Genomic DNA, 17,283 nt, shown 5'->3' with positions numbered 1-17,283 from the left:
AGGAATCGCGAACGCCGTGTTCGATACGCTCTCCGACCGCCTAGCAGCGACCTTCAAGACCCTCCGGGGGAAAGGCCGGCTGTCCGAGGCGGACATCGACGCCACCGCGCGGGAGATCCGCGTCGCCCTCCTGGAGGCGGATGTCGCACTGCCCGTCGTACGGGCCTTCATCAAGCAGGTCAAGGAGCGCGCGCTCGGCGCGGAGGTCTCCCAGGCGCTCAACCCCGCCCAGCAGGTCATCAAGATCGTCAACGAGGAGCTCGTCGGCATCCTCGGCGGCGAGACCCGCAGGCTCCGGTTCGCCAAGACCCCGCCGACCGTGATCATGCTCGCGGGCCTGCAGGGCGCGGGCAAGACGACCCTCGCGGGCAAGCTCGGCAAGTGGCTGGCGGGTCAGGGGCACACGCCCATGCTCGTCGCCGCCGACCTCCAGCGCCCCAACGCCGTCAACCAGTTGCAGGTCGTCGGCGAGCGCGCGTCCGTCGCCGTCTTCGCCCCCGAGCCGGGCAACGGTGTCGGCGACCCGGTCCGGGTCGCCAAGGACTCGATCGCCCACGCCCGCGACAAGCAGTACGACGTCGTGATCGTCGACACCGCCGGCCGTCTCGGCGTCGACGCCGAGATGATGCAGCAGGCCGCCGACATCCGCGACGCGGTCGGCCCCGACGAGATCCTCTTCGTCGTCGACGCGATGATCGGCCAGGACGCCGTCAGCACGGCCGAGTCGTTCCGCGACGGCGTGGGCTTCGACGGCGTGGTGCTCTCCAAGCTCGACGGCGACGCCCGCGGCGGTGCCGCGCTGTCGATCGCGCAGGTCACCGGCAAGCAGATCATGTTCGCCTCCAACGGCGAGAAGCTGGACGACTTCGACGCGTTCCACCCGGACCGCATGGCGTCCCGCATCCTCGGCATGGGCGACATGCTGTCGCTGATCGAGAAGGCGGAGCAGACCTTCAGCCAGCAAGAGGCCGAGCAACTGGCGGCCAAGCTGGCGAAGGGGCCGAAGGAGTTCACGCTCGACGACTTCCTGGCGCAGATGGAGCAGGTCCGCAAGATGGGCTCCATCTCCAAGCTGCTCGGCATGATGCCGGGCATGGGCCAGATGAAGGAGCAGATCAACAACCTCGACGAGCGGGACGTGGACCGCACCGCGGCGATCATCAAGTCGATGACGCCGGGGGAGCGCCATGACCCGATGATCATCAACGGCTCCCGCCGGGCCCGGATCGCGCGCGGCTCGGGCGTCGAGGTCAGCGCCGTGAAGAACCTGGTGGAGCGGTTCTTCGAGGCGCGCAAGATGATGTCGCGGATGGCCCAGGGCGGCGGCATGCCGGGGATGCCGGGCATGCCCGGGATGCCGGGCGCGGGCGCCGGCAAGCGCAAGGGCAAGCAGCAGAAGAAGGCCAAGGGGCGCCAGCGCAGCGGCAATCCGATGAAGCGCAAGGCCGACGAGCAGGCCGCGGCCGACCGCCGGGCTGCCGCCGGCCCGTTCGGCGGCGGCGGGGAGCAGCCTCCGCAGGACTTCGAGCTGCCGGAGGAGTTCAAGAAGCTGCTGTGACGGCGGCGGCCGGCGGGCCGCCGGCGTGCTCGTAAAACGAGTACCTCGGCCCCGCGGCCGGCCTCTACGATCTCCGCCATGGCAAAGGCACCCGTACTCACCCCCCAGGCGGACGACTTCCCGCGCTGGTACCAGGACCTCATCACCAAGGCCGAGCTGGCCGACAACGGTCCGGTGCGCGGCACCATGGTCATCCGACCGTACGGGTACGGGCTGTGGGAGCGCACGCAGCGGGAGATGGACGACCGGATCAAGGCCGCGGGCGCGCAGAACGCGTACTTCCCGCTCTTCATCCCCCAGTCCTACCTGGCCAAAGAGGCGGACCACGTCGAGGGCTTCGCGCCCGAACTGGCCGTCGTCACCCACGGCGGGGGCAAGGAGCTGGAGGAGCCGGTCGTCGTCCGGCCCACCTCCGAGACGATCGTCAACGACTACTTCGCCAAGTGGGTGCAGAGCTACCGCGACCTGCCGCTGCTGATCAACCAGTGGGCCAACGTGGTGCGCTGGGAGCTGCGGCCCCGCATGTTCCTGCGGACGACGGAGTTCCTGTGGCAGGAAGGGCACACCGCCCACGCCACGCAGGAGGACGCGCGGGAGTACGCGGCCCGTATCCAGCACGACGTGTACGCCGACTTCATGGTCAACGTGCTGGCGATCGACGTGCTGCCGGGCCGCAAGACCGCCGCCGAGCGGTTCGCCGGCGCCCTCAACACCCTCACGCTCGAAGCGATGATGCGCGATGGCAAAGCCCTGCAGATGGGCACCAGTCACGAGCTGGGCCAGAACTTCGCCAAGGCGTTCGGCACGCAGTACCTGACCGCGGACGGCACCCGCGCGCACGTGTGGCAGACCTCCTGGGGCTCCACGACCCGCATGGTCGGCGGCATGATCATGGTGCACGGCGACGACGACGGGCTGCGCGTCCCGCCGCGGCTCGCGTCCGTGCAGGCCGTGGTGCTGGCCGTGAAGGGCGACGAGGCCGTGCTCGCCAAGGTGCGCGAGACCGGCGACAGGCTGGCCGCCGCCGGGGTACGGGTCCGGGTCGACGACCGCGTCGACGTCCCCTTCGGACGGCGGGCCGTGGACTGGGAGCTGAAGGGCGTGCCCGTACGTGTCGAGATCGGCCCGCGCGATCTGGCCGCGGGCACGGCGACGCTCGTGCGGCGCGTACCCGGCACCAAGGAGCCGGTGGCGCTCGACGCGCTGCTGGACGAGCGGGCCGCGATGCTGCCGAAGATTCTCGAAGACGATCAGGAACGGTTGCTGGCCGAGTCACGTCGAATGCGTGAGGAGCGGACGGCGGACGTACGGACGGTCGCGGAGGCGGCCGAGGCGGCGGTGGCCGGCGGCTGGGCCCGTATCCCGTGGGCGGACCTCGGCCCCGCGGGCGAGGCCGAGCTGGCCGAACGGGCCGTGTCCGTGCGCTGCCTGATCACGGCGGACGGGTCGGTGCCGGGAGCGGACGACGAGCCCGGTACGCTCGCCGTCGTCGCCCGGGCGTACTGATCGCCGGGAGCGGCGACTTCCGGCGGGACGCCGTAGGGACGCACGGCGCGAAGGGCGCATGACGGTGCACAAGCGGTCACGTACGGCTTTGTTGTGACCCGATCATTTAAGCGGCAGACCTCCACAGATCAGCACAGGCGCCCCGTCCTAACCGCATCATCGCGAACTGACGGGTAGATGCAAATTATTTGGGATGCCGGGAATCGGAACACCGAAGGCACCCCGCTCGTTAGTCCCGACGTGAGCACGACACCACTTGTACTTGCCGCGGAGCTGGCAGCCGCGTGGGCCGAGATTCAGCGGCACCACCCGGAGTTGCCGGACCTCGCCGCGCCGGAATCACTGATCGGGGAGTCCTCGTCCGCCTGCGGGGCGGAGCTGTCCTTCGAGCGACTCCTGCACGAAGCCGTTCACGGCATTGCCGCGGCCCGCGGGGTCAGGGACACCTCCCGGGCCGGCCGCTACCACAACAGACGTTTCCTTGCCATCGCCGAGGAGCTGGGCCTCGACCACCCCGACGAGCCCCACCCCAGCAGCGGGTTCTCCCTGGTCACCCTCACTCCGGCCGCCAAGAAGCGCTATCGCGCGGCCGGCGAGCGCCTGCGCAAGGCGCTGCGGGCCCATGACGCGGCCACCGCCGCCGACAGCCCGCGCACCTTCCGCGGTCCCGCGGCCCGGCACGGGTCGTCGGGCGGCGGCGTGCGGGTGAAGGCCGTGTGCGACTGCGGGCGGAACGTCCGCGTCGTGCCTTCGGTCCTGGCCCAGGCCCCGATCGTCTGCGGCGGCTGCGGCAAGCCGTTCCGCATTCCGGAGCCCGCCGCCGCGGCCTGACCCCCGCTCGCGGACTCCCGACCTCCCGAACCCCCCGATCCCGCCCGGGCGCCGGCCGACCGCCGGCCCGCCGGCCTGATCGCGGTGGCGGCCGCCTGAAGCGGCATGAGCCGCCCCATACGGGTACGTCTCCCGGCCGCCCGACCGGCACGCCCTCCCGGGCACCGGCGGGCGGTACCAGGGGTGCGACCGCGCGGACAAGGGCGTCGGGGCCGTGTGGCACAATGGTCAGCTGAACTCGACAGCCGCACAGGACCCCTCTCTCCTCCGGCTGGCGCGTCCTTCGGGCGCCAGGGCACTGCAACCCCACGCAGCACCTCGGTGGGCCCAATCACGTCAACTCCAGGAGACACCACTCCCGTGGCAGTCAAGATCAAGCTGAAGCGCCTGGGCAAGATCCGGTCGCCGCACTACCGCATCGTCGTCGCCGACTCGCGCACCCGCCGGGACGGCCGGGCCATCGAGGAGATCGGGCTGTACCACCCGGTCCAGAACCCCTCGCGCATCGAGGTCGACTCCGAGCGTGCGCAGTACTGGCTGGGTGTCGGCGCGCAGCCGACCGAGCCCGTGCTCGCCATCCTCAAGGTCACCGGCGACTGGCAGAAGTTCAAGGGTCTGCCGGCGCCCGAGCCGATGAAGGTCGCCGAGCCGAAGGCCGACAAGCGCGCCCTCTTCGAGGCCGCCGCCAAGGACGCCGCCGACGAGCCCAAGGGCAACGCGGTGACCCCCAAGGCGAAGAAGGCCGACAAGGCCGAGAAGAGCGACAAGACCGAGAAGGCCGAGAAGGCTGACAAGGCCGAGAAGAAGGCCGACGCCGAGCCTGCCGAGGGCCCGGCCGAGGCCGCCGGGGCCTGACGATGCTCGAAGAAGCCCTTGAGCACCTGGTGAAGGGCATCGTCGACAACCCCGACGAGGTCGAGGTCAGCTCGCGCAACCTGCGCCGCGGACGGGTGCTGGAGGTCCGGGTGCACCCCGAGGACCTGGGCAAGGTCATCGGCCGCAACGGCCGCACGGCCCGCTCGCTGCGCACCGTCGTCGGTGCGCTCGGCGGCCGTGGCATCCGCGTCGACCTCGTCGACGTGGACCAGGTCCGCTGAACCGCCGTCGCGCGGACGGACGGAGCAGTCGTCACCGGCACGGGCCGGGGAGGCCGGCAGGCGCCCCGGCCCGTCGCCGTACGCGGGCGGCGGGCCGTCCCGTACGCTCGCGACAGCCCGGCGCGTACCGGGTGACGGCCGACGACGTACGAAGAGGAAGGCACCCGTGCAACTCGTAGTCGCGCGGATCGGCCGCGCCCACGGGATCAAGGGCGAGGTCACCGTCGAGGTACGCACCGACGAGCCCGAGCGGCGGCTCGCCCCCGGCGCGGTCCTCACCACGGACCCGGCCTCCGCCGGACCGCTGACCATCGCCACCGGGCGGGTGCACAGCGGCCGGCTGCTGCTGCGCTTCGAGGGCGTCGCCGACCGCACCGCCGCCGAGGCCCTGCGCAACACCCTCCTCGTCGCCGACGTCGACCCCGAGGCGACCCCGGAGGACCCCGAGGAGTACTACGACCACCAGCTCGCCGACCTCGACGTCGTCCTGCGCGACGGCACCCCCGTGGGGCGCGTCGCGGAGGTCGCGCACCTGCCGTACCAGGACCTGCTGGTCGTCGCGCGCCCGGACGGCGGCGAGGCGCTGATCCCGTTCGTCAGCGAGATCGTGCCCGAGATCGACCTCGACGCGCAGCGCGTCGTCGTCGAGCCGCCGCCGGGGCTGCTGGACGTGGCCGTCAGCGGCGCTCCGGAGAGCGGCCGGGACGGCGGGCACGGGGGAGAGGGCCCGGCGTGAGGATCGACGTCGTCTCGATCTTCCCCGCGTATCTGGAGCCGCTGCGGCTCTCGCTCCTCGGCAAGGCCATCGAGCGCGGGGTGCTCGACGTCCGCGTCCACGACCTGCGGCAGTGGGCGTTCGACCGGCACAACACCGTGGACGACACCCCCTACGGCGGCGGCCCCGGCATGGTCATGAAACCCGAGCCGTGGGGCGCGGCCCTCGACGCCGTCGCCGCCTCCGGGCCCGGGGACCCCGTGCTCGTCGTCCCCACCCCCAGCGGCCGGCCCTTCACCCAGGAACTGGCCGTGGAACTGGCCGCCGAGCCCTGGCTGGTCTTCGCCCCGGCCCGCTACGAGGGCATCGACCGCCGCCTGATCGAGGAGTACGCCGGCCGCTACCGGCTGCACGAGGTGTCCATCGGCGACTACGTCCTCGCCGGCGGCGAGGCCCCCGTCCTGGTCATCGCCGAGGCCGTCGTGCGCCTGCTGCCCGGCGTCCTCGGCAACGCCGCCTCCCACCAGGACGACTCCTTCGCCCCCGGTGCCATGGCCGACCTCCTCGAAGGCCCCGTCTACACCAAGCCCCCCGACTGGCGCGGCCGGTCCGTACCCGACATCCTGCTCAGCGGCGACCACGGCCGCATCGCCCGCTGGCGCCGCGACCGGGCGCTGCGCCGCACCGCCGAGGTCCGTCCCGACCTGATCGCACGGGCCGCCCCCGGTGCGTACGACAAGGACGACAGGGCGCTGCTCGCCGAACTCGGCTGGACCGAGGGGCCCGACGGACGATTTTGGCGTACAGGCGCCGACGTGGAAGAATAGGCCGCTGCTGCCTGCCGTCCGACGCGGCGCCCCTGCCACAGGGGGACACGACGCCCGTACGACGCTGCAGCATCCTCTGTCCCACTTCGGACTCTTGTCGATGACCTGTGGCATCGGCGAAGAAAGCAGACGGTCATGAACCTTCTCGAAAGCGTCGACGCAGCCTCCGTGCGGGACGACATCCCGCCCTTCCGGCCCGGTGACACGGTCAACGTGCACGTGCGCGTCATCGAGGGCAACCGCTCCCGTGTCCAGCAGTTCAAGGGTGTCGTCATCCGCCGGCAGGGCTCCGGGGTCCGCGAGTCCTTCACGGTCCGCAAGGTCAGCTTCGGCGTCGGCGTCGAGCGCACCTTCCCCGTGCACACCCCGGTCGTCGAGAAGATCGAGCTGGTGACCCGCGGCCAGGTCCGCCGCGCCAAGCTGTACTACCTGCGCGACCTCCGCGGCAAGGCCGCGAAGATCAAGGAGAAGCGCGAGAGCTGACACGGCCGGTCCACGCGGGCGAACCGCCATATTAGGCTTCGCTGCGATGGACACTGAGCCGCGGCCCGAGGAGCGTGACGCCTCCTCCTCCCCGGAGTCCGGGCAGGAGGAGACGTCGCGCTCCTCTTTCGTCCGTCCGTTGCGCTGGGCCGTTGCGCTCGCGGCCGGCTTCACCGTCATCGGGCTGCTCGTCAGCGCCTTCATCGTGCAGCCGTTCCTGGTCCCGAGCGGTTCCATGGAGCCGGTTCTCCAGCCCGGCGACCGGGTATTGGTCAACAAGCTCGCTTACGCGTTCGGGGACGAACCGAAGCGCGGAGACGTTGTCGTCTTCGACGGCTCCGGGACCTTCGCCGCCGCCGGTGACGGCGGGGGAGTGGTGCCGGGCCTGCTGCGCAAGGCCGGCGCGGCCACCGGCCTCGCGGAGCCCGAGGGCACCGACTACGTCAAGCGCGTCATCGGTGTCGGCGGCGACCGGGTGATCTGCTGCGACGCACGGGGGAGGGTGAAGGTGAACGGAGAGCCGCTCGACGAGCGGGAGTACCTGTATCCGGGCGACGCCCCGTCGCTGGTCGAGTTCGATGTCATCGTGCCGCCCGGCCGGCTGTGGGTCATGGGCGACCACCGCAGCGACTCCCGCGACTCCCGCGACCACCTCGGGTCGCCGGGCGGCGGCACGATCTCGGTGGACAAGGTGATCGGCAGGGCGGACTGGCGGGGGTGGCCGCCGGACCGGGCCGGCTCGCTGGGGCGGCCGGAATATGGGGGGTAGCCACGCGCGTCACGCGGGCGGCGGCGGTCAGGAGGACCGGCGCGGCGCGGGGGGCGGGCCGGGGCGCCGTGATCCGTACGAGGGCGGCGGTGGCGGATACGGGGGCGGCGGCCCGTACGGCGCGGGCGGCGGGCCCGGCCGCGGCCCGTACGGACGGGACGGCGGCCACGGCGGACACGGCGACGGCTCGTCCGGACCTGACGGCGACGACCCGTACGAGCCAGAGGGCGGGCGGGGGCCGGCCGGTGCGCGCAGGCGCGGCGACGAGCCGGGGCCGCGCCTCGGCGGACGCGCGGAGCGCCGCAAGGCGGCCAAGCGGGCGCGGCGGCGCAGAACCCGTTCGCGGATAAGGGAGATCCCGCTCATCATCGGCGCGGCCATGCTGATCGCGCTGGGCGTCAAGACCTTTCTGCTGCAGGCGTTCGTCATCCCCTCCGGATCCATGGAGCAGACGATCCGGATCGGCGACCGGGTCGTCGTGGACAAGCTCACGCCCTGGTTCGGCGCGAAGCCGGAGCGCGGCGACATCGTCGTCTTCAAGGACCCGGGCGGCTGGCTCAGCAACCGGGAGGAGGACCGGCTCGACGACCCGGTGGGCGTCGCGCAGGTCAAGGACGTGCTGACGTTCATCGGGCTGCTGCCCTCGGAGCACGAGCAGGATCTCATCAAGCGGGTCGTGGCGGTCGGCGGCGACCGGGTGGTCTGCTGCGACGACGCCGGGCGGGTCACGGTCAACGGCAGCGCGCTGGTGGAGTCGTACCTGCACCCGGGGGACAAGCCCTCGCAGCGGACCTTCGACGTCACCGTGCCGGACGGCCGGATCTTCGTCATGGGGGACCACCGCTCCAACTCCGCCGACTCCCGCTACCACCTGGACGGTCCGTACCAGGGCACCATCGCGGAGGACGACGTCGTCGGCAGGGCCATGGCCATCGCCTGGCCACTCGGCCACTGGGACAAATTCGACTCACCGGACACCTACGCCTCGGTTCCGGAGTCGGACGCGCAGACGAATAAGGTGTCCTCGAAAGAAGTGGGCCGAATGGAGCCCCTCCCGACTCCTGCGGAACTCTCGCTCGTTATGGGAGTGGTGGGCCTGCACCTGACCAGGGGCAGGCAGCGGCAAGATGAGGAGTGGATGTGGGGGACGTGGCAGTCAGCGCCCGGTCCGGTCACGAGGATCCCGAAGACCGGCCCGGCCAGGGGCGGGCGCAGCAGCCGGCTGCCGGCCCTCCTGGCAGCCCTCCGGAGCAGGCGTCCGACGGCCCGGCGGCCACCTCCCGGGAGGACGCCCCCCGACCCTCACTCGCCAAGGGCGACGTCCCGCAGGACGCCGCGCCCGATGCTCCCCGCGGCCCTGCGGCGACGGAAGCGGGAGCGATGAGCGACGGCGGGGACGGCAGTGGCGGCAGCGGCAGCGGCAGCGGCAGCGGGGACGACGCGGACGGCGGTCGATCGGCCGACGCGGGCGAGAAGAAGCAGCGTTCCTTCTGGAAGGAACTGCCGATCCTCATCCTGGTCGCGCTGGTGCTCGCGCTGATCATCAAGACCTTCCTGGTCCAGGCGTTCTCCATCCCCTCCAACTCCATGCAGAACACCCTGCAGGTCGGCGACCGCGTGCTGGTGGACAAGCTCACGCCGTGGTTCGGCGCCGAGCCGGAGCGCGGCGAGGTCGTCGTCTTCCACGACCCGGGCGGCTGGCTGAACGAGGCGCCGGCCTCGGACTCCGGGCCCGTACTCGAAGGCATCCAGAAGGGCCTGAGCTTCATCGGCCTCATGCCCTCGGCGGAGGAGCAGGACCTCATCAAGCGCGTCATCGCGGTCGGCGGCGACACCGTGGAGTGCAAGGGCGTCGGCCCGGTGAAGGTCAACGGCAAGGCGCTGGACGAGACTTCGTACATCTTCCCCGGCGACACCCCCTGCGAGGACAACGACTTCGGGCCGGTGAAGGTGCCGGAGGGCAAGCTGTGGGTGATGGGCGACCACAGGCAGGACTCGCTGGACTCCCGCTACCACGAGAAGTCGCCGGACAAGGGCTTCGTCGACGAGGACCTGGTCGTCGGCCGGGCCATCGCGCGGGCCTGGCCGATCGACCGCTGGGGCACGCTGCCGGTGCCGGGCACCTTCGACCAGCCGGGGCTGAACGCCGCCGCGGGGGCCGCGCCGGCGGCGCTGGGGCTGCTGGGTGCGGTGCCGCTGGTGCTGTGGCGGCGGCGCCGGCTGATCCGCAAGGCGGACCTGAACGGCTGAGGCGGGCCCTCGCTCCTGCGCGCGTCCGGCTGCCGGCCCGCGCCGGGTGCGCGGGGGCATGGGGCCGTCCGGGTGACGTGATCGTCGGGGCGGCGGCGCCTTCCATGACGTACGCGCCCTGCTGATCTGCGGCTTTACGGGCCGGGGCCGGTGTCGTGGCGGGGGTCGGTGTCGCTGATCACGGTGGTTCACCGAGCGGGCTGACTGCCTGCCGGGCCGCTGGGTAGTGTGCGGCCATGAGCAGCAGCGGAGCCGGTCGCCGGGGGAACGTGCTGTCGGGCCTGGCCGTGGCGGTCGGGTGCGTGCTGTTCCTCGGCGGCTTCGCCTGGGGCGCCGCGGTGTACGTGCCGTACACCGTGCCGACGTCTTCCATGGCGCCCACCGTCGACTCCGGTGACCGCGTGCTGGCCGAGCGGATCTCGGGCGACGAGGTGCGCCGCGGCGACGTCGTGGTCTTCGAGGACGCGGCGTGGGGCGACCTGCCGATGGTCAAGCGGGTCGTCGCGGTCGGCGGGGACACGGTTCGGTGCTGCGACGGGCAGCGGCGGCTGACGGTCGGCGGCGCTCCGGTGGCCGAGCCGTACGTCACGGAGAGTGAGCGGGCGGCTCAGGAGGGCTTTCCCGCGACCACCGTGCCGGAGGGGATGATCTTCCTGCTCGGCGACCGCCGCGGCGACTCCGTCGACTCCCGTCACCATCTGGCCGAATCGGGCGGCGGCGCCATACCCCGCGACGCCGTCAAGGGCCGGGTCGACGCGACGGCGTGGCCGCCGGGCAGGGTGGGCACGCTGGAGCGCCCGGACGGCTTCGCGGCGCTGCCCGGCGGGATCTCCGGGCCCGGGCCGCTGGGGCCGCTGCTGCTCGCGGTCGTCGCCGGGGCGGCGCTGATCCTGGGCGGTGCCGCCTACGGGCCGGTTTCCGGCTATGCCCGGGCCCGTCGCGCCCGGGCAACGCACAATGGGGTGACGCACAGGCGGAAGGGGAACGTGCCATGAGCGCCGAGGACCTCGAGAAGTACGAGACCGAGATGGAGCTGAAGCTCTACCGGGAGTACCGCGACGTCGTCGGTTTGTTCAAATACGTGATCGAGACCGAGCGGCGTTTCTACCTCACCAATGACTACGAGATGCAGGTCCACTCGGTCCAGGGTGAGGTGTTCTTCGAGGTGTCGATGGCGGACGCCTGGGTCTGGGACATGTACCGGCCGGCCCGGTTCGTCAAGCAGGTGCGGGTCCTCACGTTCAAGGATGTGAACATCGAGGAGCTGAGCAAGTCCGACCTGGAGATGCCCTCCGACGACCTCGGCTGAGTTCCCCTGTTCCCTCACCCTCATGGGTGAGGGAGTTGTCCACAACCCGTCGGTTATCCACCAAGATCAACAACTTTTCCCGCGGCACGACACAGTCGGACGCGGGAGGTGGTGCCGGATGCCGAAGCAGCGGCAGGCGCTCGGACAGTACGGGGAACGGCTCGCGGAGCGGCGGCTCGTCCAGGCGGGAATGACCGTCCTGGCGCGGAACTGGAGATGCAGCGACGGCGAGATCGACATCGTCGCGCTCGACGGCGAAGCCCTCGTCGTCTGCGAGGTCAAGACCAGACGGGAAGGCGGCTGGGAGCATCCGATGGCCGGCGTCCCGCCGGCCAAGGCCGACCGGCTGCGGCGCCTCGCCGAAGCCTGGGCCCTGCGGCACGGCGGCGCCCCGCCGGGCGGCATGCGGATCGACGTCGTCGGCGTGGTGCTGCCGGAGCGCGGTGCCCCCGTCGTCGAGCACGTACGGGGGGCCGCCTGATGGCCTTCGCCCGTACGTGCTCGGTCGCCCTCGTCGGCGTCGAAGGCGTCGTCGTCGAGATCCAGGCCGGCCTGGAGCCCGGCGTCGCCACGTTCACGCTGGTCGGGCTCCCCGACAAGAGCCTGACCGAAAGCCGCGACCGGGTGCGCGCCGCCGTCGTCAACTCCGGCGTCGACTGGCCGCAGAAAAAGCTCACCGTCGGCCTCAGCCCCGCCGCCGTACCCAAGTCCGGCAGCGGCTTCGATCTCGGCATCGCCTGCGCCACACTCGGCGCCGCGGGACGCATCGCCCCCGACGCGCTCACCGGGCTCGTCATGGTCGGCGAGCTGAGCCTCGACGGCCGCGTCCGGCCCGTCCCCGGCGTGCTGCCGGCCGTGCTCGCCGCCGCCGACGCCGGCTGCCGCCAGGTCGTCGTCCCCGAAGCCGCCGCGGGCGAGGCCACCCTCGTCCCCGACGTCTCCGTCCTCGGCGTGCGCAGCCTGCGCCAGCTCATCGCCATCCTCAACGACGAGCCGCCCCCGGACGAGCCGGCCGACCCCGACAGCACCCCGGCCGTCCTGTCCCCCCGCCTCGCCGTGCCCGGCGCCGGCTGGTGCACCCCCGCGGCCCTCGGCCCCGGCGCGTACCGCCCCGACCTCGCCGACGTCGCCGGCCAGCACCGGGCCCGCTTCGCCCTCGAAGTCGCCGCCGCGGGCGGCCACCACCTGTACCTGAAAGGCCCGCCGGGCGCAGGCAAGACGATGCTCGCCGAACGGCTGCCCGGGCTGCTGCCGCCCCTGACCGAGACCGAGGCGCTCGAAGTGACCGCCATCCACTCGGTGGCCGGCACCCTGCCCGCAGGCCGGCCCCTCGTCGGAGACGCCCCCTACGCGGCCCCGCACCACTCCGCGACCCTGCCCGCCCTCATCGGCGGCGGCAACGCGCTGCCCAAGCCCGGAGCGGTCTCCCTGGCCCACCGCGGGGTGCTCTTCCTGGACGAAGCGCCCGAGTTCAGCGGCCGGATCCTCGACGCCCTCAGACAGCCGCTGGAGTCCGGGCACGTGGTCGTGGCCCGGTCGGCGGGCGTCGTCCAGTTCCCCGCCCGCTTCCTCATGGTCCTCGCCGCCAACCCCTGCCCCTGCGGCCGCTTCGCCCGTCAGGAAGGCGGCTGCGAATGCCCGCCCATGGCCATCCGGCGCTACCAGGGCCGGCTCACCGGCCCCCTCCTCGACCGCGTCGACCTCCGGGTCGCCGTCGACGCCGTCAGCCGCGCCGAACTCTCGGCCGCCGGGGAGCGCGCCGAGCCCACCGCCGACGCCGCCGCCCGGGTCCGGGCCGCCCGCGACCGCGCCGCCGCACGCTACGCCGGCACCGCCTGGCGCACCAACGGCGAAGTCCCCGGCCACGAGCTGCGCCGCCGCTGGCACCCGGCCCCGGGCGTCCTCGCCCCGGCCGAACGCGATCTCGAACGGGGCCTGCTCACCGCCCGCGGCCTCGACCGCGTCCTCCGCGTCGCCTGGACCATCGCCGACCTCGCGGGCCACGACCGCCCGGGGCCGGAGGACGTCGCGGCGGCCCTGGAACTCCGCACAGGGGTGCCCCGAGGCGCCCGTACCCCGGCCACCCTGGAGCCCGTGGAATGAACACGACCGACAAGCCCGTATGGAAGCCGCGCGACGGGCTGCCGAGCCCGCAGAGCGGGGCGGCCAGCGCGCCGCAGACGGGGCAGGGGGCCGAGACGCCGGCCGGGACCTGCGCGCGTCCGGAGTCCGCGCCGCGTTACGCGGCGGACACGGCTGCCGCGTACGGCGGCCCGGCGGCGGGCGACGGTGGCTCGGAGGCTGCCGACCCGGGCCCTCCGTCCGACAGCCCGGGCCCGTCGCCGGCCGGGCCCTCCGTCGCGGTGGCCGGTCCGGCACCGGGCATGACGCGGGACCCGGCGGCAGGGCCCTGGCACGGCAGCGACTCCGGCGCCCCGCCGGAGGGCCGTAACCGCCCGGGGAGGGAGCCCGCGCCGGCTGCTCCCGCCGAGGCCGGGGACCGCGACGCGGAACGGCTGGCGCGGGTGGCGCTGACGCGGCTCGTCGAGCCCGGGGACGAGGTCGCCGGGCGGTGGCTGCGTACGCACGGGGCCGTGAGGCTCCTGCGCTGGGTGACCGGCGACGCCCCGCCGCCCTCACCGGAAGCGGAGACCCGCCTCGTCCGGTACCGGCGGCGGCTCGGCGGCCCCGACGCCCGGCAGGACCTCGCCGCCGCCGAAGCCGTCGGAGCGCGGTTCGTCTGCCCCGGCGACCCCGAGTGGCCCCGGCAGCTCGACGACCTGGCCGCCGCCCGACCTGTGGGCCTCTGGGTCCGCGGCCGCGCCGACCTGCGGCTGTGGGCGCTGAAGTCCGTCGCCGTCGTGGGCGCCCGCGCCTGTACCGAATACGGCGCCCACGTCGCCGGGACCCTCGCCGACGGCCTCGCCCACGCCGGATGGACCGTCGTCTCCGGCTCCGCCTACGGCATCGACGCCGCCGCCCACCGCGGCGCGCTCGCCGCCGCTGGAGCCACCGTCGGCGTCCTGGCCTGCGGTGTCGACCGGGTATACCCGCCCGGCCACAGCGAGCTCCTCGGCCGCGTCGCCGAACAGGGCCTCATCGTCGCCGAGCTCGTCCCCGGCGACCACCCCACCCGGTCGCGATTCCTCCTGCGCAACCGCGTCATGGCGGCCCTCACCCGCGGCACCGTCGTCGTCGAAGCCGAGCGCCGCAGCGGCTCCCTCGTCACCGCCCGCTGGGCACAGCGCCTCGGTCGCCCGGCCATGGGCGTGCCCGGCCCGGTGACCTCCGGGCTCTCCTCAGGGGTGCACGAGCTGCTGCGCGGCGAGGCGGAGCTCGTCACCGAGGCCGCCGAGGTCGTCGAACTGGTCGGCCGCATCGGCGCCGACCTCGCCCCGGCCCGCCGTGGCCCCGTCGTACCACGCGATCTGCTCCCGCCCGCCACCGCACGCGTGCTCGAAGCCGTCCCCGGTCGGGGGACCGCCCGGCCGGAAGAGATCGCACGAGAGACGGGTACGGAGCGCGACGAAGCCTTGGGCAGGCTTCATGAGCTGCAGTCCCTCGGGTTCGTTCGCCGCGACGGCACCGGCTGGCGGCTGGCCCCGCGCTCCAGTGAGCACCCCAAAAGGTGACGAGCCGTTCCTTGACCTGGGACGTTCGGGTGAAAGGGTGGGGGAGATGCAAACCGACCCCCACCCGGTGCCCCAGCGGCGGTCCCCCCGCTGTGACCTCCCGATAACCCGCAGGTGCGGTCCGCGGAACGAATCTGCGTACTCATGAAGAGCCGTCAGTCGCAGAATGCGACGGTACGGTCACGCTACGCTCGCGGAACGTTCCCGCACTCCCCACCGCTTCACTCTCCCCCTCCGCTCCCCGTCCACACCCTGCTCGCACCCCCCCCGCAGCCCCACCCGAACCCAGGCCCCCCACCAGAACGGTTCAAGGCGACGACGCATGCCCCAGCACATCTCCGGGTCCGACCGTGCCGCCTCACGCACAGCGCCCTCGTCGGTGGACGAGCTGTGGCGGTCGTACAAGGAGACGCGTGACGGCCGGCTGCGCGAGCAGCTCATCCTGCACTACTCACCCCTGGTGAAGTACGTCGCCGGACGCGTCAGCGTCGGCCTGCCGTCCAACGTGGAGCAGGCCGACTTCGTCTCCTCCGGAGTCTTCGGGCTCATCGACGCCATCGAGAAGTTCGACCCCGAGCGCGCCATCAAGTTCGAGACGTACGCCATCACCCGCATCCGCGGCGCGATGATCGACGAACTCCGGGCGCTGGACTGGATCCCCCGCTCCGTACGGCAGAAGGCCCGGGCCGTCGAACGCGCCTACGCCACCCTCGAAGCCGCCCTCCGCCGCACCCCCTCGGAAGCCGAGGTCGCCGCCGAGATGGGCATCCAGCTGGAAGAGCTGCACGGGGTTTTCAGCCAGCTTTCCCTGGCCAACGTCGTCGCCCTCGAAGAACTGCTGCACGTCAGCTCCGACAACGGCGACCGCCTCAGCCTCATGGACACCCTTGAGGACACCGCCGCCGACAACCCCGTCGAGGTCGCCGAGGACCGCGAGCTGCGCCGGCTGCTCGCCCGTGCCGTGAACACCCTGCCCGACCGGGAGAAGACCGTCGTCACCCTCTACTACTACGAGGGCCTCACGCTCGCCGAGATCGGCCAGGTGCTCGGCGTCACCGAGAGCAGAGTCAGCCAGATCCACACCAAGTCCGTCCTGCAGTTGCGCGCGAAGCTGGCCGACTCCAGCGGCTGAACGGCCTGTGCGGTCTAAAGTCGGACCGTGCCGAAGATTCGAGCGGCCTCCGTGGCCGAGCACCGGACCATGCAGCACGACGCGCTGCTCGACGCCGCGCGCGAACTCCTCGGCGAAGGCGGCACCGAAGCGCTGAACTTCGCCGCGCTCGCCGAGCGCACCGGCCTCGCGCGCTCGTCGGTCTACGAGTACTTCCGCAGCCGCGCCGCCGTGGTCGAGGAGCTGTGCGCGGTCGACTTCCCGCGCTGGGCGGCGGAGGTGGAGGCCGCCATGGAACGGGCCGACGCCCCCGAGGCGAAGGTCGAGGCCTACGTACGCACGCAGCTCGCGCTGGTCGGCGACCGCCGCCACCGCGCCGTCGTCGCCATCTCCGCAGGCGAACTGGACGCCGGCGCCCGGGAGAAGATCCGCGCCGCGCACGGCGGGCTCGTCACGATGGTCGTCGCTGCCCTGGCGGACCTCGGCCACGACGAACCCCGCCTCGCCGCCACCCTGCTCCAGGGGGTCGTCGACGCGGCCGTCCGCCGCACCGAACTCGGCGCCGACGCCCCGGAGACCGTCGCCGACACGGCCGTCGCCGTAGCCCTCCGCGGCGCCGCCGCACGCTGACGGCGCCGCCGTCGGCCCGGTGTCAGCCGCCGCCGGCGGGCGGCGGGATGCCGAACACCGGCAGCAGCCGGGCGTGCCCCGCCGTGAGCAGCCGGGGCGGCAGCAGCGACAGCGGGTCGAGGTAGGCAGGACCGCGCCGCAGCCCCCAGTGCAGACAGGCCGTCGCGCAGTGGTACCCGCCGCCCTGCAGATGCCCGACGACCTGCCCGGCCCGGACCCGCTCGCCCTTGCGCACGGCGGGCACCACCGGCTCGTACGTCGTGCGCAGCGGCGGGCGGCCCGTGCCCGGATGGTCCACCGCCAGCACCCCGCGCCCCGCCACCCGCCCCGCGAACGACACCCGCCCCGCCGCCGCGGCCCGCACCGGCAGCCCCGCGCCGGCCCGCAGGTCGACCCCGCGATGCCCGGGACCGTACGGCGAACGCGGCGGCTCGAACCCCCGCTCCACCACCGGCCGCCCCCGCGGCCCCCCGTCAACCGGCCACACCGCGTCCGTCACCCCGCCGGCCGGGCTCTCCGCAGCCGCCCGCGTCTCCCGTTCCCCCCGCCCCGCCCCCTCCCCCGC

The 17,283-nt window shown here is 73.2% G+C and carries 18 protein-coding genes and 1 pseudogene; 18 read left to right on the top strand and 1 reads right to left on the bottom strand.

The window, feature by feature from the left end; translation table 11 throughout:
• Positions 1-16: 16 nt before the first annotated feature.
• The 18 genes and pseudogenes from ffh (at position 17) to ABGA99_RS32440 (ending at position 16,718) form a co-directional block, all read left to right on the top strand.
• Positions 17-1,558: a signal recognition particle protein gene (gene ffh, locus ABGA99_RS32525; protein ID WP_347581189.1), complete on the top strand. Its 1,542-nt coding sequence runs from the start codon at positions 17-19 to the stop codon at positions 1,556-1,558.
• A gap of 78 nt (positions 1,559-1,636) precedes the next feature.
• Entirely contained in the window at positions 1,637-3,064 is a 1,428-nt protein-coding gene (proS, locus tag ABGA99_RS32520; RefSeq protein WP_347584052.1) for a proline--tRNA ligase, read from the top strand.
• Positions 3,065-3,304: 240 nt separating this feature from the next.
• Positions 3,305-3,895 carry a hypothetical protein gene (locus ABGA99_RS32515; RefSeq protein ID WP_347581187.1) on the top strand — a complete coding sequence of 197 codons (591 nt, stop codon included), beginning with the start codon at positions 3,305-3,307 and terminating at the stop codon, positions 3,893-3,895.
• 360 nt (positions 3,896-4,255) lie between these two features.
• Complete coding sequence (gene rpsP / locus ABGA99_RS32510) at positions 4,256-4,750, top strand: 30S ribosomal protein S16 (protein ID WP_347584051.1); 495 nt, start codon at positions 4,256-4,258, stop codon at positions 4,748-4,750.
• A 2-nt stretch (positions 4,751-4,752) separates the two neighbouring features.
• A complete protein-coding gene (locus ABGA99_RS32505; protein ID WP_027771538.1) occupies positions 4,753-4,992 on the top strand; it encodes an RNA-binding protein in 240 nt (79 codons plus the stop codon).
• Positions 4,993-5,158: 166 nt separating this feature from the next.
• Complete coding sequence (gene rimM, locus ABGA99_RS32500) at positions 5,159-5,728, top strand: ribosome maturation factor RimM (RefSeq protein ID WP_347581184.1); 570 nt, start codon at positions 5,159-5,161, stop codon at positions 5,726-5,728.
• The gene (gene trmD / locus ABGA99_RS32495; RefSeq protein ID WP_347584050.1) at positions 5,725-6,534 is read left to right on the top strand and encodes a tRNA (guanosine(37)-N1)-methyltransferase TrmD; all 810 of its coding nucleotides are present in this window, start codon (positions 5,725-5,727) and stop codon (positions 6,532-6,534) included. The genes rimM and trmD overlap by 4 nt, the downstream gene beginning before the upstream one ends.
• Before the next feature lie 135 nt (positions 6,535-6,669).
• Complete coding sequence (gene rplS, locus ABGA99_RS32490; protein WP_347581182.1) at positions 6,670-7,017, top strand: 50S ribosomal protein L19; 348 nt, start codon at positions 6,670-6,672, stop codon at positions 7,015-7,017.
• Positions 7,018-7,063: 46 nt separating this feature from the next.
• Complete coding sequence (gene lepB / locus ABGA99_RS32485; RefSeq protein ID WP_347581181.1) at positions 7,064-7,786, top strand: signal peptidase I; 723 nt, start codon at positions 7,064-7,066, stop codon at positions 7,784-7,786.
• Between the two features lie 289 nt (positions 7,787-8,075).
• A pseudogene (gene lepB, locus ABGA99_RS32480) lies at positions 8,076-8,970 on the top strand (signal peptidase I); the annotation flags it as partial.
• A gap of 196 nt (positions 8,971-9,166) precedes the next feature.
• Positions 9,167-10,036, top strand: a complete 870-nt coding sequence (gene lepB / locus ABGA99_RS32475; protein ID WP_347584065.1) for a signal peptidase I — start codon at positions 9,167-9,169, stop codon at positions 10,034-10,036.
• Between the two features lie 236 nt (positions 10,037-10,272).
• On the top strand, positions 10,273-11,031 hold the full coding sequence (gene lepB, locus ABGA99_RS32470; protein ID WP_347584049.1) for a signal peptidase I: 759 nt from the start codon (positions 10,273-10,275) through the stop codon (positions 11,029-11,031).
• A complete protein-coding gene (locus ABGA99_RS32465) occupies positions 11,028-11,345 on the top strand; it encodes a DUF2469 domain-containing protein (RefSeq protein WP_101421213.1) in 318 nt (105 codons plus the stop codon). The genes lepB (ABGA99_RS32470) and ABGA99_RS32465 overlap by 4 nt, the downstream gene beginning before the upstream one ends.
• 118 nt (positions 11,346-11,463) lie before the next feature.
• Complete coding sequence (locus tag ABGA99_RS32460) at positions 11,464-11,826, top strand: YraN family protein (RefSeq protein ID WP_347581179.1); 363 nt, start codon at positions 11,464-11,466, stop codon at positions 11,824-11,826.
• Positions 11,826-13,448: a YifB family Mg chelatase-like AAA ATPase gene (locus tag ABGA99_RS32455; RefSeq protein ID WP_347584048.1), complete on the top strand. Its 1,623-nt coding sequence runs from the start codon at positions 11,826-11,828 to the stop codon at positions 13,446-13,448. Before ABGA99_RS32460 ends, ABGA99_RS32455 begins: the two co-directional genes overlap by 1 nt.
• The gene (gene dprA, locus ABGA99_RS32450) at positions 13,445-14,977 is read left to right on the top strand and encodes a DNA-processing protein DprA (protein WP_347584047.1); all 1,533 of its coding nucleotides are present in this window, start codon (positions 13,445-13,447) and stop codon (positions 14,975-14,977) included. The genes ABGA99_RS32455 and dprA overlap by 4 nt, the downstream gene beginning before the upstream one ends.
• A 322-nt stretch (positions 14,978-15,299) precedes the next feature.
• The gene (gene whiG / locus ABGA99_RS32445; RefSeq protein WP_101421209.1) at positions 15,300-16,109 is read left to right on the top strand and encodes an RNA polymerase sigma factor WhiG; all 810 of its coding nucleotides are present in this window, start codon (positions 15,300-15,302) and stop codon (positions 16,107-16,109) included.
• Between the two features lie 51 nt (positions 16,110-16,160).
• Positions 16,161-16,718, top strand: a complete 558-nt coding sequence (locus ABGA99_RS32440) for a helix-turn-helix domain-containing protein (protein ID WP_347581223.1) — start codon at positions 16,161-16,163, stop codon at positions 16,716-16,718.
• Between the two features lie 22 nt (positions 16,719-16,740).
• Here the strand turns inward: ABGA99_RS32440 and ABGA99_RS32435 are convergent.
• On the bottom strand, positions 16,741-17,283 hold a 543-nt coding region (locus ABGA99_RS32435; protein WP_347584046.1), incomplete at its 5' end, for a M23 family metallopeptidase.

The sequence above is a fragment of the Streptomyces sp. B5E4 genome, from assembly GCF_039871555.1.
Taxonomy (GTDB): domain Bacteria; phylum Actinomycetota; class Actinomycetes; order Streptomycetales; family Streptomycetaceae; genus Streptomyces.
Note: the sequence above shows the minus strand (reverse complement) of the source record. Positions and strands in the feature narration are given on the sequence as shown.

What these genes read in the sequence shown, in the direction of transcription:
- proS (WP_347584052.1), top strand. Translation starts at nt 1,637, where the DNA reads ATGGCAAAGGCACCCGTACTCACCCCCCAGGCGGACGACTTCCCGCGC.
- ABGA99_RS32505 (WP_027771538.1), top strand. Translation starts at nt 4,753, where the DNA reads ATGCTCGAAGAAGCCCTTGAGCACCTGGTGAAGGGCATCGTCGACAAC.
- rplS (WP_347581182.1), top strand. Translation starts at nt 6,670, where the DNA reads ATGAACCTTCTCGAAAGCGTCGACGCAGCCTCCGTGCGGGACGACATC.
- lepB (WP_347581181.1), top strand. Translation starts at nt 7,064, where the DNA reads ATGGACACTGAGCCGCGGCCCGAGGAGCGTGACGCCTCCTCCTCCCCG.
- lepB (WP_347584065.1), top strand. Translation starts at nt 9,167, where the DNA reads ATGAGCGACGGCGGGGACGGCAGTGGCGGCAGCGGCAGCGGCAGCGGC.
- lepB (WP_347584049.1), top strand. Translation starts at nt 10,273, where the DNA reads ATGAGCAGCAGCGGAGCCGGTCGCCGGGGGAACGTGCTGTCGGGCCTG.
- ABGA99_RS32465 (WP_101421213.1), top strand. Translation starts at nt 11,028, where the DNA reads ATGAGCGCCGAGGACCTCGAGAAGTACGAGACCGAGATGGAGCTGAAG.
- ABGA99_RS32460 (WP_347581179.1), top strand. Translation starts at nt 11,464, where the DNA reads ATGCCGAAGCAGCGGCAGGCGCTCGGACAGTACGGGGAACGGCTCGCG.
- ABGA99_RS32455 (WP_347584048.1), top strand. Translation starts at nt 11,826, where the DNA reads ATGGCCTTCGCCCGTACGTGCTCGGTCGCCCTCGTCGGCGTCGAAGGC.
- dprA (WP_347584047.1), top strand. Translation starts at nt 13,445, where the DNA reads ATGAACACGACCGACAAGCCCGTATGGAAGCCGCGCGACGGGCTGCCG.
- whiG (WP_101421209.1), top strand. Translation starts at nt 15,300, where the DNA reads ATGCCCCAGCACATCTCCGGGTCCGACCGTGCCGCCTCACGCACAGCG.